The following is a 15,138-nucleotide window of genomic DNA, read 5'->3' on the forward strand; positions in this document are numbered from 1 at the left end:
CAGAAAGCTGCGCGACAAAAGGCAGAAAAGTCTGTGAGTGTCGGAACGATATATGATATATCCGGTGTGCACAAGGTGTGAGCGGTGAGGAGGCCATGGTAAAAATTCAGGCAGCCATCCGAAGCATGAGGGTGTTGTGAGCATTGGTTCTTTCAACGCGGCCCCCCGCAAAAGCCTCGTTGGCTATGTCGAGGAAGAACTGCGCAACGCCTTGGTCGAGGGGCGTCTGGAGCCAGGCACAAGGCTTGTCACCAAGGAACTCGCGGATACCCTCGGGATGAGCATTACCCCGGTGCGCGAGGCGCTGGTGCGCTTCGCCGCGTCGGGCATCCTGACCGCCGAGCCTGCGCAGTCCTTCCGCGTCCCGGCGCTGAATGCCGCGCAATATCTGGAGCTCTCGGAGGTCCGCAAGGCCGTTGAGGGGCTCGCGGCGGCAAAAGCGGCACTGCGGATCGCTGCCGCCGACATCACGCGGATGCAGGAGCTGCTCGCTCAGTATCTGGCGGCGAAGTCTGCCGGTGATCCTCATTCCGCTCTCATGAGGAACAAGGAATTTCGGTTCGTCCTCTACGGCGCTGCCGAAATGCCGACTTTGCTCAGCGTGATCGAGACCTTGTGGTTGAGGGCAGGTCCGGGCTTCAACTATCTCTATCCCGAGGAACGCAGGCCTCTTACAATCCATAACAACTACAATGAGTTGCTCGAGGCCTTGCACCGTCGCTCCGCCGACGCCGCCCGGGTGGCGATCGAACACGCGATCGATGATGGCGCCAAACGTGTGCTCGCGGCGATCAACGCGCGCGAGAGTTCCAGCGCGGCGTGATCCGTTTCACCGGGGCGCGAAACGGATCGTTGCTCCATGCGTCAAGGCCGGATCGGGCTCTGGCTGGGGTATCGTGGTTGCGATGACTGCCTCGAAGAGGCCGGGGCTACCCTTGTTGACCGATAAATCTTCAAGCACATCGATCCAGCCGGTGCCAAAGCCGATGCGTGTCGCCGGACGGCCATGAGCCTCGGTTTCTGACAGCGAGATCGTCTCTCCGAGGATGCCGCGCAGCGTTGCGATCACAGTGGCCACCGAGGAGGTCGCGACCCTGATGCCCGCGATGCCCGCCGCCCCATTCCGGTGCCGCGTCGCTGCGGGAATGCGATGCGCGCGGCCGGCGCGATCCTCGACAATGAAAGGCAGGGCGTCATCGCCACCGGCGCCGATGCCGGTCATCAAGAGGTCCAGTGACCAACGGTCGCCACTCGCGACGGAGTTGGAAACCTGGACCGGCCCGCGCGTTGGCGCGTGTAGCGACTGAAGGCGGGCTGTAATCTCCTCAATCCCCTCGACGACGAAAGAATAGTCGGCCCAGCCTTCGCCTCTTTGCAGCAACGGACCGAGGCGGTGCTTATCCGCTGCGGCGGGATCCGCAAAGGCACTGAGAAGCAGGTATGAGCCGTCCGCGAAGCTTATGAAGCGGTTAAGCATGGATCCGGCGACACCGTCATGCCGCTCGGTGACGGTAAAGCCCAAGCTTTCAAAATCGCGCGCAGCTTTGTCGAGATCATGGACGAGGACGATGAGATGATCGAAGGAAGCGCGCACGGCTGATCCTCGTTCGCTTGTGGAGGTCGTTAAATCAGGGCGATCAGATCGTGCTGTCGACGTCGTTCGCCGGACCGGTGGCCGCCTTGGGCAGGTCGTCGCGGCGTCCCCACTCGTTCCACGAACCGTCGTAGATCGTCCAGTCCGTCTTGCCCATGCGCAGCAGCTGGAAGGCGAGCACCGCCGCCGTCACGCCAGACCCGCAGGTCGCGATGATCGGCTGGTCCGGGTCAATGCCGGCGCTACGGAAGGCCTCGTCAGCTTCTTCGGGCGAGATGAAGCTGAAATCACCCTCCTGCCGCATCATGGCTGTCCAGGGCAGATTGACGGCACCGGGCATATGTCCTGGCGCCAGTCCTGGATACCCGGAGGGAAGCGCGCCGGAGAAGCGGTCGGGCATGCGTGCATCGACGACCTGGGCCGTGCCTTCGCTCAGTGCGATGGCGACATCGACCCAGCCCGCGATATCGGTGACAGGCGGCTTTGCCTCGAAGGTTCGCGCAATGGCCGGACTTGCCTCGCCGCTTTCGAGGCCTCTGCCTTCCGCCTTCCAGCGGCGCAAACCGCCGTTGAGTATGAAGACATTGTCGTGACCGAAGCGGTGGAACATCCACCACACGCGCGCGGAAACATAGCCCGCGTCGTAGATCACGACCGTCATGCCGTTGTCGATTCCGAGCGCGCCGACAATGGCTGAAAACTGCGCCGGACCCGGCATCATGTTCGGATAGGGCGACGTGCCGTCCGAGGCGGCGTTGAGGTCGAAGTGGCGAGCTGTTGGAATATGCTCCGCGCGGAAAGCGTCGAGGCCGGTCTTGCCGGCCTCCGGCGCAAACCAAGCGCAATCCAGCACCGCCAGATCATGTGAGCCGAGCTTCGCTTCGAGCCACGAAGGCTCCACGAGAAAGGTTTCCACGCCACGCCTCTCAATGTCGGATCGATCAATATATCATACATCGACTCGAGGAAAGGCCATCCGCGTCCGGAGATAAATCGGGAATGCGGGGTGGCTGGCGGCGGTCAAGCCGTGATGTCGTAAAGGGCCTCCCAGCCCTGGGCGCGCGCTCCGTTCTCGATGCTTTCCACGGTCGTCTTGAGGCGCTCGAGATGCGGGACGCCCACACCGGCTTCTTCCGCGATGCGAATGACCGCCCCCACTTGCCATTCCACCTCTGTCTTGCGGCGATGAATCTTCAGGTCGCGCCAGACGCCGGTGTGGGTATTGTCGTGGCTCTTCCAATAGACGCGCTGGGCATCCCAGGAAGCGGCCTGAGCCGCGTCATCGGTCGGCCGGTCCAGCCGAAACACCTTCGGGTCGAAGCCGTCGCAGTTTTCCGTGCGAATGCCGATCGCGTCCGCGACGCTGACCGCCTCGCCCGCCAGAATGGCGAGGACGGCCCGGGCGCGTGGATCATCGTAAATCTCAAGTACAGGCGCGTCGACAATGGCGGTGCCAAAATAAACCGAGCCCAAGGCCATCTTCGACCAGAGGTAACCGAAGATATTGTCTGTCACATCGATATTTTGCTGCGAAGACAACGCTTTTTGCAACGCCGTGACGCGTGATGATGTCCCGCGGCCGTCGATTTCCCCGATCTTGAAGCTTCCGGGGCCGCCATAGACGATATGGCCTGGTTCCTTGTAGTAGCCGCCAAAGGTGAGATAGGCGCCAATCGTGCGTTCTTTCCCGACGATGGCCGCGATCTTTTCTTCCTCAAGCCCATTCTGGAGCGACAGAACATAGCCGTCCGCCGCGATCCGATCGGCATAGGGGGACAGGCCGGCGATCGTATCGCGCGACTTCACGGCGAGAAGCACGCGCTCCATCGGCCCGTCATAGGTCGATGGCGCGTGAATGGCGGGACGGACCAGCGCGTCGAGATGTCCGCTGATCCTGAGGCCATTGCGCCGGATGGCATCCGCATGTGCCTCGTTGGCCTCGATGAAGACGACCTCGTGTCCGGAGCGGATGAGATGAGCGCCGACAATGCCGCCGATCGCTCCCGCGCCGACAATGACAAAGGGAGAGGTCATCAGCGCATGTTCCTCGAGAGGGGCATATGGGTGCGGCCGCAGTGGGAGCCGCCGGTGACCTTCAGGATAGATCCCGTGGTCCAGGGCGAGGCCTTGGAGGAGGCGAGGAACACGACGGCCTCGGCGATGTCGTCGGGATGGCCGGTGCGGCCGAGTGGCGTGCCCTTCAACATCAGATCGGCATAGGGATGCAGGTCCGCCCCGCTGTCCTTCGTCCAGACCTCGTCCATGACGAGACCGGGCGCCACCGCATTGACGCGAATGCCGTGCGGCCCGAATTCAATCGCCATCACCTCGGTCATCATGCTGACCGCCGCTTTCGAGCCGTTGTATCCCGCCCCACCCGCCCGCGCGGAGGTGGCGGCCCCCGATGACAGGTTGACGATCGAGCCTTTGACCCCCCGGTCTATCCAGCGCTGGGCTATCGCCTGCACGGGCAGCATTGTCCCGCGGACGTTGATCGCGAAGATGCGATCCCAATCTTCGACCTCGACCTCGAGCAGCGGAATATTGGGGAAGATTCCATGCGCGTTGATGAGGACATCCGGCAGGCCGAGCTGCTCCTCCGCATCGTCGATCATACGCAGGACGTCTTCCTTGGAGGACACATCGCCCGCGACTGCCGCCGTGCGTCCCGAGGACGCGAGCTCTGTCGCGACTGCCTTGGCCGCGGCCATGTTCAGGTCCGCAATGACGACCGCCGCGCCCTCCCGCTGGCATGAGCGGGCGATTGCCCGGCCAAGACGGCCGCCGCCGCCCGTGATGAACGCCGTCTGTCCTTCGAGAAGCATCGCGATATTGTCCTATTGCGCCGTGGCGCCAAGATTTTGAAGGCAGGTTTCGATAGCCTTGATGGCGTCAGCCAGCGCCAGGGCGGTGCGGTTGTGGGCGCGCATCATGCCCACATGCAGAAATCTGGCCGCGTCGCTGTCCGGATCGAGCGCTGCGAACTGCCGGATGGGTTGCAGGCCGGGATAGGCCTGCTGCGCGAGGGCGGGATCCTGGGTGAAGCGATCTTTCTCCGTGTAGTCCACCGGCACGAGCGCGCGTGACACCGCTTTGAGCGCCTCGTTGATGGTTGTGGCGTCTTCATCGCTCGCCACCTCAGAGACGGCCTTGAGCCGGGTCGCAAGCTGTTCCAGACGGCTGGCGCGAGATTGCAGCAGGCTGAGGTCAAAGCGGGCGCCGGCGGCGTCCTGCAACTCGCGCAGGGTCGCCGTGAGATAGCGGGCATGTTCGGCATAGTCGAGCGGCAGGATTTGGTCGGTGAGCAGCCGCCAGACGGCGTGCATGTAGATCTTCGTGTCGCGCACGAGGATCGTCTCGTCGATCTTGTCCAGGGTATCGGCCGGATTGTGCCACCACCACCCCGTGCCGTGGCCCACCCGGTTACCGCCGCCGAACACCGAGGCGGAGGCATTCGTTTCCGCGTCCGGCGAGGCCGGCTGTTCGCTCATGTTCTGGAAAATTCCAGGCACGCCGATGCCCCAGAACGACTGATCGCCCGCCCTGTTTTGCCGTCTGTTGTTGAACGTCTGGCCGCTATAGGCCATGACCGCCTCGGCCGCGAGCGGGCGCAGCTCGGCTGCGCAGCTCGTGTCGCCGACGATCGTATTGCCCAGGCCGCCCGTCGAGTCCACGTTGACATGGACCAAGGCGCGTCTGTCGATATCCTCCCAATGCGCATCCGAATACCAGGATGAACTGGAATATCGCCCTTGCGAATGCCCGGACCAGAAGACGACGCGCAGCCCGCGCCGCCATGCATCGCGATTGAGGGCCGCGATACGGGAGACCTCCATCATGGTCGCATTCGCGCCGCCGTTGTCCATCACCCCGTAGTACCAGGTGTCGTGATGCCCCGTGTAGAACACGTAGGGTTGTTCGTGCGGGTCTGATCCCGTCATCAGGTCCGCCACCAGTATCGGTGTCTTGCGCCATCCGGTGTCGACGTCGGCGTGCAGGGTGACTTCGAGTGAGGCATCATCCTTCAGTCGCTGGCGCAGTACCTGGCCTTCATCGAAGGGGATCTGGACAATGACTGTCTTTGGCAGGCGATCGACCGTCTCATGGGTTGGGCTGCCCCAGACGGAGGACACGCACATCTCGTGAAGATGCTCGTGCGGGCTGATATGGATCTGGCCGGCTGCGCCCGCCTGCGATGCGCGTAGCGCCGCCGCGGGATTGGCGATGCCGTCGATCAGGACAATTTTGCCGACGACGGCCTGACGCGCGAAATCGGCGGCTGTCCCCGCCCCGAGGTCGATGACTTCAGCCGTGAGGCCCCCGGCGGGGGAGGATCGCGAGAAGGAATGGGTGATCGCGCGCAAAACGCGACCGTCGAGAACGACCTCGCCCTTGAGCGGAATGCTTATATAGGCGTCGTGAAGAATAATCTCCGTGGCGAAGCCGTAGGATTTCATCTGCTCTTCACAGTAGCGCAAACTGTCGAGCTCGGTTGGCGTGCCGGCCACCTTCGTATAGCGATCGAAAAGATGCATGTGTTGCATCATCAAGGGGCCATCGACGGCCGCGATGACGGCTTCCATTGAAGGGGCGCTCATGCCGTGGTTTCCTTCCGAGAGCCGCCGACATCAAGTGGCAGCTTCTGATTGCGCAGAACAAGGCTGAGCCCGCCGATGATGGCGACCGCGAAGAGGATGAGAACCGTCGACAGCGCGGCGATTGTCGGATCCTGCCACTTCTGCAGATAGAGGAACATTTCGACGGGCAGCGTATTGTCGCCCGGCCTGACAAGGAAAAGCGTCGTCTCGACCTGGTCGAATGATGTAACGAACGCGAAAACGCCCGCGACTACGACCGAGACCGAGATTTCAGGAAGGATTACGCGAAAGAAGGTCTCTAGCGGACCCGCGCCGAGATCCATCGCCGCTTCCTGCAGCGTCCAGTCAAAACTGAACAGGGCCGCTGTGATCAGGGATATCACGAAGGGCAGGACAACGAGCATATGGGTGAAGAGGAGGCTCGAATATCCACCCAGAGTGCCGATGCGCACGAAGAACATGAACAGAGCAACGCCCAGCACGATCTTCGGCATGACGATGGGCGACAGCATGAAGGCCTTCACCACGTTGGGCATGGGCAGGCGGTAGCGGACGAGCGCATAGCCGGCCATGGTGCCGATGATCAAGGCGCCGATTGTCGCCAGGGAGGCGAGGACAAGGCTGCGCCAGGCGCCGGCGTAGAACGCGGCCTGGCCCGCGAGGTTCTGATACCAGCGCAGCGAAAAACCCTCTGGCGGGAAAACATTATAGGCGACTGCCGAGAAAGAGTTGACGACCACGACGAACAGCGGCGCTATGATGAACAGAATGCCGAGAACCGTGAATGTCCAAAGAAAGACATAACGTATTCGAATGCCGGATGCTGCAGCCTGCATCTCACGCCTCGCTATATTTGAGAAGACGGTTGCAGAGTGCGACCACGATGATCGCAATCACGAGGAGGACCAGCCCGCCAACCGCCGCGACCGGCCAATTGATCTCGGCCGTGGCGTTGTAGACCTGTAGCGGGAGCACGAGCACGCGGCCTCCACCCAGCATGGCGGGCGTGACGAACGCGCCGAGCGCCAGCGTGAAGGCGATCTGCACGGCCGCGACGACGCCTGGCAAGGTGAGCGGCAGGGTGACGCTGCGGAACGTGCGCAGCCAGCCGGCCCCGAGGTCCATGGCAGCCTCGCGCAGGGCCGGGTCGATCCGGCTCATCGAGGAATAGATGGGGAAGACGACAAAGGGCAGGAAGACATGGGCAAGGCTCAGGACGACACCGGAAAGGTTGAAAACAAGTGTCACGGGCTCCGCCGCGAGGCCTGTCGTTTTCAAGACCCAGTTCACCGGTCCCTGATCCGCCAGCAGAACGATCCAGCCATAGGAGCGCACCACGACGCTGACGATGATCGGCGAGAAGATGATCAGCGAAAGCCAACGCTTCATCCACGGGCGCTCGAGGCGCCAGAGGGCGAAGGCCAGCGGATAGCCGATCGCGAGCGCCAGAACCGTTGTCAGCGCGGCCATCCACAAGGTGTCGAAAACGATTGTCTGATAATAGGCGTCGAACAGGAAGCGACGATAGGTTGCGAGTGAGAATTCGTCGATGAGCTTCCCGCGCCGGAAGGTATAGAACGAATACTCGAAGAAGGTGAGCATCGGGAGGACGAAGGCGTAGAGCATCAACGCCAGGCTCGGAGCCAGCAAGAGCCATGGCATGGCACGTCTGCGCCATTCCCGACGGGGCCTTGCCGCGGCGAGCGTGCGCGCGGCGGGATCAACCATTGCCGCCTCAGACATCGCCGAACAGCCGTGTCACGCTAGGCTCCCAGCCAATGTCGACCAGGCTCCCCTGCATGAGGGGGCTGGACAACCCATCATGTCCCGCCTCGACGGTGATTTCGGTTCCTGACGGTTCGATCGCCATGACATAGTGCACGGTCGATCCGGCGAAAATCGCATCCCGCACGCGGGCCTGCGTACGGATCGGCATGCCGCCGGCCGCCTCGCCCATGCGGATGCGTTCATAGCGGATGACGATCCAGCCCTTGTCACCTGTCGGCTCCTGCGCGATCGGCGTCGGGAAGGTAAAGCCGTCCAGCGACACCGTTGCCGTTCCGGCTTCCCGGCCCTCTACCGCGACGGGGAGAAGATTGGCGTTGCCGATGAAGCCCGCGACGAACCGCGTGGCGGGATGATCATAGATCTCCTGCGGCGAGCCGAGCTGGTCTATGCGGCCGTTATTCATCACGGCGATCTGGTCGGACATGGTCAAGGCTTCGCCCTGATCATGGGTCACATAGATGAAGGTGGTTCCGACCTCGCGCTGAATGCGTTTCAGCTCGAGTTGCATCTGCATGCGCAGCTTCAGGTCCAGCGCGCCGAGCGGCTCGTCCAGCAGAAGAACCTTCGGGCGTTTCACCAGGGCGCGGGCCAATGCGACACGTTGCATCTGCCCGCCGGACAGCTGGCGCGGCTTGCGTGTCGCGAACTGGGTCAACCCGACTAGCTCGAGCGCCTCGCCGACACGGCGTTGGATGACGTCGCGTGGTTGTCGCTCGACGCTCAGCCCAAAGGCGATGTTGTCGAACACCGTCATGTGCGGAAAGAGCGCCCAGCGCTGGAAGACCATGTTGGTCGGGCGCCGGTAGGCCGCAATGCCGGCCATGTTCTCGCCCGCGATCATGATGTCACCACGATCGGGAAACTCGAATCCGCTCGTCATGCGCAATGTCGTGGACTTGCCGCAGCCTGAGGGGCCGAGAAGAGAGAAGAAGCTGCCGGCTGGTACAGAGAAGGATATATTATCAACAGCAGCGTATGCGCCGAAGAATTTCGAGACGTTGCGGAATTCGACGTCGGAGGTCACGAGGCATTCCTTGTCGTCATTGGTTCGGGCGGCCGAAGCCGCCCGGCAAATCCTAGCGCAGTTTGAACTTGACCTCGCGGTCCCAGCGTTCCCGCCAATCCGCGGCATCCTGGCCGATGGAGCCGTAGTCGAAGGGAATGGAGGTGGCGGCGAGTTCAGCGTTCAACAGTGGATCGCTCTTCTGCTCGTCATCAAGCGTCGCATTCTTCACCAGCGATACAGCGAATGTGAGCTTGGAGTAGCGGCCGGCGTTAGCGGGCGACATCAGTTCGTTGATCAGATCCTCGCAGACCGCCTTTTGAGCGGGGTTCACGCCTTGAACCATGCTGAGATAGAGCGGGAAGCCAATCGTGCCTTCCTTTGGAATGGCAAAGCCGAGCGGGGCGCCTTCGCGGATCCAGACATAGGACAGGCCGGAGAACCACGGGGCCATCCAGGCATCGCCGGAGACAAGGAGGTTCTTCACCGCGTCGTTGGAATCGACCAGCGCCCGGAAGTTTTTGGCATTATCGGACCAGACCTTGAAGCCGGGATCGATATTGTCCTCACCGCCGCCGTTCAATCGCGCTGCGATGACCAGCATGCGATTGTCATAGTCAAACATGGTGATGCGCCCCCTATTCTTGGGGTCCCACATGTCGGCCCAGGTCGTCGGGGGCTCCTTGACAGCATTCTTGTTATAGAGAATGCCGATTCCAGACATCATATAAGGCGTGCCCTTGTTGTCGGGACGCGCATACTTAGGTTCGATATTGGCGAGATTCGGGACACGCGCCGGGTCGAGCGGCGCCCAGAGGCCCTCGACATCACCCTTGGTGATCGAATCGACATTGAAGAAGCCGCAGTGGACCAGCGGCTTATCCGGCGTGGTACGGTAGGCCGCAACCATCTTGGGGTAGGTGATCGTATTGTTAGACTCCAAGATGTTGATCTTAACATCCGGATGTTCTTTGCGATACTTCTCGATCACCTCGGTCGGCACGATGCCCTGGTTCGAGCCCGCCCAGATGAAGAACGTAATTTCCGTAGGCTCGGCGCTGCTGGCCGCATTTCCAAACAGGCTGATACCGAGCGCGACGCCTGCCGCCGCGATGATGCGAGACACCTTCATTCCCCGTCCCCTCTGTTATGGGTGACTGTGATGTGAGTTCGTTACGCTTTGCGTAAAAAAAGTTGCTTCTTATTGCGGAATGCGAAAATGATATGTCGATTGGCGGCGGTCGTCAATGTGTTGATGGAGACGATCTGCGCATATAACGTGGGCGGACAGCTGAAATTTTAAGCGTGGCAATACAGGAGCCCGGAGTGCCCGGACCATTGGACAAACTGGACCGGCGGATCGTCGCCGCCTTGGCCCGTGATGGGCGACGTACATTTCGGGACATCGCGCGTGAACTCGATATTTCCGAGGGGACAGTGCGATTCCGCGTGACGCGGCTGCAGGAGGAGGGGCTCATTCGCGTGACGGCGGTCGGCAGTCCGCTTGCGCTCGGTGTCGAGGTCTATGCGATGATCCTGATCCGCGTTAAGCCGGGCCATGTGAAAGAGGCGGGGACGATACTCAGCTCCTATCCCAATGTGCGATTTGTTGGATCAGCTTTCGGATCGGTCGATCTATTCATTCAAACCTTGCATCGCGATACACGAGACCTTCACCGCTTCGTCAGCGAGGAACTGCCTCAGCGCATCCCCGCCATTACGAGCATAGAAACCTGCCAGCTTGCCGAAGTTCTCAAGAGTACATGGACCTGGGGTGACTGGTTTGAATACCTGGATGGGGCCGACGCGGTGCGCGAGCCTCTGCAGGAGGCGGCGGACGCCTGACAGTCCACGCGTTTCATCTTCTCCAAGGCAGGGGTCAGCGATGTTGTCACGCGCGTCAACTTTTACCACACGCCCCGAGATCGAAGGCAGTTTCGGCGTGGTGACGTCGACGCACTGGATCGCGACCGCGGTCGGGATGTCGATTTTGGAGCGCGGCGGTAATGCGTTCGATGCCGGTGTGGCCACAGCCTTCACCCTCCAGATCGTCGAGCCGCATCTCAACGGTCCGGGTGGCGACGCGCCGATCATTGTCCATGACCGCCGCACGCGGCGCACCGATGTCATTTGCGGGCAGGGGCCCGCGCCGGCGGCGGCCACGATCGATGCGTTCGAGCAGCTCGGACTGGATCTTGTGCCGGGCACGGGGCTGCTTGCGGCCTGTATCCCTGGCTCTTTCGATGCCTGGATGCTGCTGCTCCGGGATTATGGCTCGCTGCGCCTCTCGGAAGTCCTCTCGCCGGCGATCTATTACGCGGAGCATGGCGTGCCGGTCATTCCCCGGATCGCCGCGGGCATCGCCTCCGTCGCATCCCTTTTTCGCGAGCATTGGCCAAGCTCCGCCGCGGTCTTCCTGCCGCATGATGCCGTGCCGCAGGTTGGCCAGTTCTTTGCCAATCCCGGGCTTGCGGACACCTACGCCCGCGTGCTGCGAGACGCTGCGGGTGGTAGCCGCGAGCAGGAAATCGAACGCGCGAGGCGCGTATGGAGCCAGGGCTTCATCGCCGAGGCCATCGACCGGTTCTGCCGGGAAGAGCGGGTATTCGACGTGTCGGGGCGCCATAATCCTGGCTTGCTGACCGGCCAGGACATGGCAGGCTGGCAGGCTCATGTGGAAGCTCCCGTCAGCTATGACTACGGACACTACTCCGTCTGCAAGACGGGCCCGTGGAGCCAGGGGCCGGTGCTTCTCCAGCAACTGGCACTACTGGCCGGATTTGAGCTCGATGCGTTGGATCCCTGCGGCCCAGATTTCATTCATCTCCAGGTCGAGGCTGCAAAGCTCGCCTTCGCGGATCGTGAGGCCTTCTATGGAGATCCCGATTTTACGCCCGTGCCGCTGGAGGTGTTGCTGTCGCGGGACTACAACGCAGCGCGACGCGCATTGATCAGTAACCGTGCATCTCTGGATCTTCGCCCCGGGCAGGTTGGGGAACTCGGCCGCCATATCCCCGTCGTCGCGCATGCCGCTGTGGCCGCGGCGGAGGGAGCCGGCGAGCCTACCTTGGCGGATCTTCCGGCTGAGCGCGGGGACACGGTGCATTTCGATATCATCGATCGCGACGGCAATATGATTTCGGCAACGCCGAGCGGCGGATGGCTGCAGAGTTCGCCGGTCATTCCGGGGCTTGGCTTCCCGTTGGGCACGCGCGCGCAAATGTTCTGGCTGGAACGCGACCTGCCTAATTCGCTTGCGCCAGGAAAGCGGCCGCGCACGACATTGACGCCTTCCTTCGCGCTGCGTGACGGTGAGCCATGGCTTGCCTGGGGCACGCCGGGTGGCGACCAGCAGGATCAATGGAACCTCCAATACTTTCTGCGCGTCGTCCATGGCGGCATGAACCTGCAGCAGGCCATGGATGCGCCAGCCTGGCACAGCGAGCATTTTCCGGAATCCTTCTGGCCACGGCGGGCCGAACCCGGGCTGCTCGTGGTCGAGGAGAATGTGCCGTCGTCGACGATCGACGAGCTACGGGCCCGGGGGCATGTGGTGCGCGTTGGCGCGGCCTGGAGCGAGGGGCGCTTGTCGGCGGCCTCGCGCGAAGGCCGGCACCTCAGGGCCGCGTCAAGTCCCCGGGGGATGCAAGGGCTGGCCGTTGGCCGCTGAGGTGAGGAAACGATGCGCGCAGCGTTCTTTGATAGCTTCGGGCCACCCGATGTTCTGATGATCGACGACATCGATCAGCCGGAGTTGCGGCCCGGCGAGGTGCTGATGCGTGTTGTCGCGTCAGGGATCAATCCATCCGATGTCAAGCGACGGGCCGGCTGGGGCGGCGCGGCGTGGCCGGGCCACAGGATTGTCGCACATTGCGATGGCGCTGGCGATATTGTCGCAGCCGCCGATGCGCTCGGCCAAACCTGGGTCGGTCGCCGTGCCTGGGTGTGGAGCGTGCCGGGCCGGACGTTCCTGCGCCAGGGTATTGAATATGGAACGGCAGCCGAATGGCTCGCGGTGCCGGTTGCCAATCTCGCGCCGCTTCCGGATAGGGTGGACTATCGCATCGGCGCCTGCCTCGGCGTTCCCGCCATAACGGCCCACTATGCAGTTTTTGCGGACGGGCCCGTCGCGGGCAAGACGGTGCTCGTCCAGGGCGGTGGGGGAGCCGTGGGTGAACTCGCTGTCCAGATGGCGAAAGCGGCCGGCGCCTATGTGATAGCCACCGCGCGCACGGAGGCACGCGCCGCGATCGCGCGGGCGGCCGGGGCCGAACTGGTGGTCGATGTATCCCAAGATAACGCCGGTGATCTCGTGCTGGCCTCTCGCCCGGACGGCGTTGACAGGGTGATCGAGGTGGATTTCGGCGCCAATGTTGATTTCAACGCGCGCATTGTTGCGACCGGCGGGACAATCGTCAGCTATTCGTCGACAAGCTGCCCCAACCCCGTCATCCCTTATTACGCGTTGCAACGGAAGGCCGCGCTGATCCGTCTTTTATCGAATTACATTTTGCCGGTCGAAAGTATTCGCGCCGCTATCGACCATGTGGCCATGATGCTTGAAACAGGTGGTCTGCGTCCGACGATTGCCATGGACATGCCTCTCGATGCCATCGTCGCGGCCCATGAAGCCGTGGAAGCGAGAACACCGGGCAAGGTTGTTCTGCATTGCGCGCGCTGAAAAAGGGGAGCATGGGCTCCCCTTTCGTCTGGCACGGTTGCCGGCGTTGTCCGCGGGCTCTGTGCAAGAGGTCTCGATCAAGCGGCCTCCTGGCAACGATCGTCCGGAAACCGTCAGGCCTTGGCCAGCCGGCGGGCTTCGTCCGCTGTCTTCTTGATCGCATCGGGGATGCCCGTGCGACCCATCATGGCCTCCTGGAACTGGGCCATCATGAAGAGCTCCCACTCGGCATACCACGCGGTTTTCGTCGCCTGGCGCAGGCGGGACATGCTTGAGAGTTTCTGGAAGTCGCTATCGTTTCCGCCCGTCATCTTCGCGACGAGCTCTTTCACCGCCGGGTCCTGATAGAGGGCCGGATAAGGAGAGCGACCTCCCTCACCGAGCAGCCTTTCACGCGGCAGCGTGAACTGCCCATTCTTGTCGGTTCCAGCGTAGTATTCGAGCAATTTCCACGCTTGATCTGGAGATTTCGTCGTCGCCGCGATGCCAACGCTATGCGCATAGCTTACGGTCGCGATGCATTCTGGCCCCAGGCCTGGGACCAGAGCCATCTTGATCTTTCCGGCAACCTTCGAATCCGGCCAGACGTTGAATTCGGCCAAGGCGTACTGTGCCATATATCCGAACTTGACGATCCCTGTGCGGATACCGGTGCGAGCCGCGCCCCAGTCGCGTTGCATGTCTTCCTGGCCAACGATCTTCCATTCGTTGAGGGCGGCCGCATACCATTCTAGGACGGCCTTCAACGGGTTGTCGGCTTTATCGAAGACGGGTTGGTTGTCCGCATCGAACAAGTCTCCGCCCGAGGCGAACACAGTTGCCCAGAGGCTCCAGAAGTTACCGGGCTGGCGCTTCATGGCGAGACTGAGCGGAAACTCGTCGATGCCCGCTTTCTTGACCGCAAGCATCTGGGTTTTGAGCTCGTCGAGATTGCGTGCGGGTTTGTCGAAGCCGGCCTTGTGCAAGGCCTCCTCATCATAAGCGAAGCCGAAGGCGTCGCTGAGGTAAGGCAGGCCATAGACCTTGCCGTCGACGCCTTTGACACCTTCCCGCGCCGCGGGCGTGGCGGCGGCAAGCAGTCTGTCGAGACCCGGAGTGCCATCGAGAGGCTTGAGCCATCCGCTATCGGCCCAGGCCGCGATTTCGCTTTCGGGGAGCTGGACGATGTCGAGGGGGGCCGCCGATATGAACTCCGCGATCATGCGGTCGCGATAACGCGAATAGGGCGTGCTCACCCATTCGACCGAAAGTCCCGGCGTTGCATCGAGATAGCGATTGATGCCTGGAATATCGGCTGCGGGATAACGCTCCCAGGCGCGCATTTGCAGGGTTGTTCCCCCGCGTTTGAGAGAAGCAGGCGCATTGCGATCCTGCGCGCTGGCCCGATGCCCGAGAGCGAAAGCGCCGCCGGCGGCGGCTGCAATCTGGATCAGGCGGCGGCGTGACAAAGACCTCCGTGGGTCGTGATACATGG

Annotated in this window: 14 protein-coding genes; 4 read left to right on the forward strand and 10 right to left on the reverse strand. The window is 62.3% G+C overall.

Annotated features, from left to right (window positions below):
• Positions 1-136 precede the first annotated feature (136 nt).
• Entirely contained in the window at positions 137-823 is a 687-nt protein-coding gene (locus KIO74_RS28260) for an FCD domain-containing protein (RefSeq protein ID WP_213338622.1), read from the forward strand.
• 6 nt (positions 824-829) lie between these two features.
• On the opposite strand, the gene KIO74_RS28265 is transcribed toward KIO74_RS28260, so the two are convergent.
• The 9 genes from KIO74_RS28265 to KIO74_RS28305 form a co-directional block, all read right to left on the reverse strand.
• Positions 830-1,594, reverse strand: coding sequence for a VOC family protein (locus KIO74_RS28265; RefSeq protein ID WP_213338623.1), 765 nt, complete (start codon positions 1,592-1,594; stop codon positions 830-832).
• A 43-nt stretch (positions 1,595-1,637) separates the two neighbouring features.
• Positions 1,638-2,510, reverse strand: coding sequence for a sulfurtransferase (locus KIO74_RS32575; protein ID WP_213338628.1), 873 nt, complete (start codon positions 2,508-2,510; stop codon positions 1,638-1,640).
• 104 nt (positions 2,511-2,614) lie between these two features.
• Entirely contained in the window at positions 2,615-3,628 is a 1,014-nt protein-coding gene (locus tag KIO74_RS28275) for a ketopantoate reductase family protein (RefSeq protein WP_213338630.1), read from the reverse strand.
• Entirely contained in the window at positions 3,628-4,419 is a 792-nt protein-coding gene (locus KIO74_RS28280; protein ID WP_213338632.1) for an SDR family NAD(P)-dependent oxidoreductase, read from the reverse strand. Before KIO74_RS28280 ends, KIO74_RS28275 begins: the two co-directional genes overlap by 1 nt.
• Positions 4,420-4,431: 12 nt before the next feature.
• On the reverse strand, positions 4,432-6,192 hold the full coding sequence (locus KIO74_RS28285) for a M28 family peptidase (protein ID WP_213338633.1): 1,761 nt from the start codon (positions 6,190-6,192) through the stop codon (positions 4,432-4,434).
• Positions 6,189-7,028, reverse strand: coding sequence for an ABC transporter permease (locus KIO74_RS28290; protein WP_213338634.1), 840 nt, complete (start codon positions 7,026-7,028; stop codon positions 6,189-6,191). Before KIO74_RS28290 ends, KIO74_RS28285 begins: the two co-directional genes overlap by 4 nt.
• A 1-nt stretch (position 7,029) precedes the next feature.
• The gene (locus KIO74_RS28295) at positions 7,030-7,920 is read right to left on the reverse strand and encodes an ABC transporter permease (protein ID WP_213338635.1); all 891 of its coding nucleotides are present in this window, start codon (positions 7,918-7,920) and stop codon (positions 7,030-7,032) included.
• Positions 7,921-7,927: 7 nt separating this feature from the next.
• A complete protein-coding gene (locus tag KIO74_RS28300; RefSeq protein ID WP_291958839.1) occupies positions 7,928-9,004 on the reverse strand; it encodes an ABC transporter ATP-binding protein in 1,077 nt (358 codons plus the stop codon).
• 52 nt (positions 9,005-9,056) lie between these two features.
• Complete coding sequence (locus KIO74_RS28305) at positions 9,057-10,115, reverse strand: ABC transporter substrate-binding protein (protein WP_213338637.1); 1,059 nt, start codon at positions 10,113-10,115, stop codon at positions 9,057-9,059.
• A gap of 194 nt (positions 10,116-10,309) precedes the next feature.
• Here KIO74_RS28305 and KIO74_RS28310 point away from each other — a divergent pair, with 194 nt between their 5' ends.
• From KIO74_RS28310 to KIO74_RS28320, 3 genes are read left to right on the forward strand one after another with little or no spacing between them, the layout of a single operon-like run.
• Positions 10,310-10,828 carry an Lrp/AsnC family transcriptional regulator gene (locus KIO74_RS28310; protein ID WP_213338638.1) on the forward strand — a complete coding sequence of 173 codons (519 nt, stop codon included), beginning with the start codon at positions 10,310-10,312 and terminating at the stop codon, positions 10,826-10,828.
• A 40-nt stretch (positions 10,829-10,868) separates the two neighbouring features.
• On the forward strand, positions 10,869-12,653 hold the full coding sequence (locus KIO74_RS28315; protein WP_213338640.1) for a gamma-glutamyltransferase family protein: 1,785 nt from the start codon (positions 10,869-10,871) through the stop codon (positions 12,651-12,653).
• Positions 12,654-12,665: 12 nt separating this feature from the next.
• On the forward strand, positions 12,666-13,664 hold the full coding sequence (locus tag KIO74_RS28320) for an NADPH:quinone reductase (RefSeq protein WP_213338642.1): 999 nt from the start codon (positions 12,666-12,668) through the stop codon (positions 13,662-13,664).
• Positions 13,665-13,777: 113 nt separating this feature from the next.
• Here the strand turns inward: KIO74_RS28320 and KIO74_RS28325 are convergent, their stop codons facing one another.
• Positions 13,778-15,136 carry an extracellular solute-binding protein gene (locus tag KIO74_RS28325; protein ID WP_213338644.1) on the reverse strand — a complete coding sequence of 453 codons (1,359 nt, stop codon included), beginning with the start codon at positions 15,134-15,136 and terminating at the stop codon, positions 13,778-13,780.
• Between the last annotated feature and the right edge of the window lie 2 nt (positions 15,137-15,138).

It is taken from the genome of Chelatococcus sp. HY11, from assembly GCF_018398335.1.
Lineage (GTDB): Bacteria > Pseudomonadota > Alphaproteobacteria > Rhizobiales > Beijerinckiaceae > Chelatococcus.

Bases quoted from the DNA above. Each gene is read 5' to 3' on its own strand.
- KIO74_RS28275 (WP_213338630.1), bottom strand. From the start codon at position 3,628: ATGACCTCTCCCTTTGTCATTGTCGGCGCGGGAGCGATCGGCGGCATT.
- KIO74_RS28280 (WP_213338632.1), bottom strand. From the start codon at position 4,419: ATGCTTCTCGAAGGACAGACGGCGTTCATCACGGGCGGCGGCGGCCGT.
- KIO74_RS28285 (WP_213338633.1), bottom strand. From the start codon at position 6,192: ATGAGCGCCCCTTCAATGGAAGCCGTCATCGCGGCCGTCGATGGCCCC.
- KIO74_RS28290 (WP_213338634.1), bottom strand. From the start codon at position 7,028: ATGCAGGCTGCAGCATCCGGCATTCGAATACGTTATGTCTTTCTTTGG.
- KIO74_RS28295 (WP_213338635.1), bottom strand. From the start codon at position 7,920: ATGGTTGATCCCGCCGCGCGCACGCTCGCCGCGGCAAGGCCCCGTCGG.
- KIO74_RS28305 (WP_213338637.1), bottom strand. From the start codon at position 10,115: ATGAAGGTGTCTCGCATCATCGCGGCGGCAGGCGTCGCGCTCGGTATC.
- KIO74_RS28315 (WP_213338640.1), top strand. From the start codon at position 10,869: ATGTTGTCACGCGCGTCAACTTTTACCACACGCCCCGAGATCGAAGGC.
- KIO74_RS28320 (WP_213338642.1), top strand. From the start codon at position 12,666: ATGCGCGCAGCGTTCTTTGATAGCTTCGGGCCACCCGATGTTCTGATG.
- KIO74_RS28325 (WP_213338644.1), bottom strand. From the start codon at position 15,136: ATGTATCACGACCCACGGAGGTCTTTGTCACGCCGCCGCCTGATCCAG.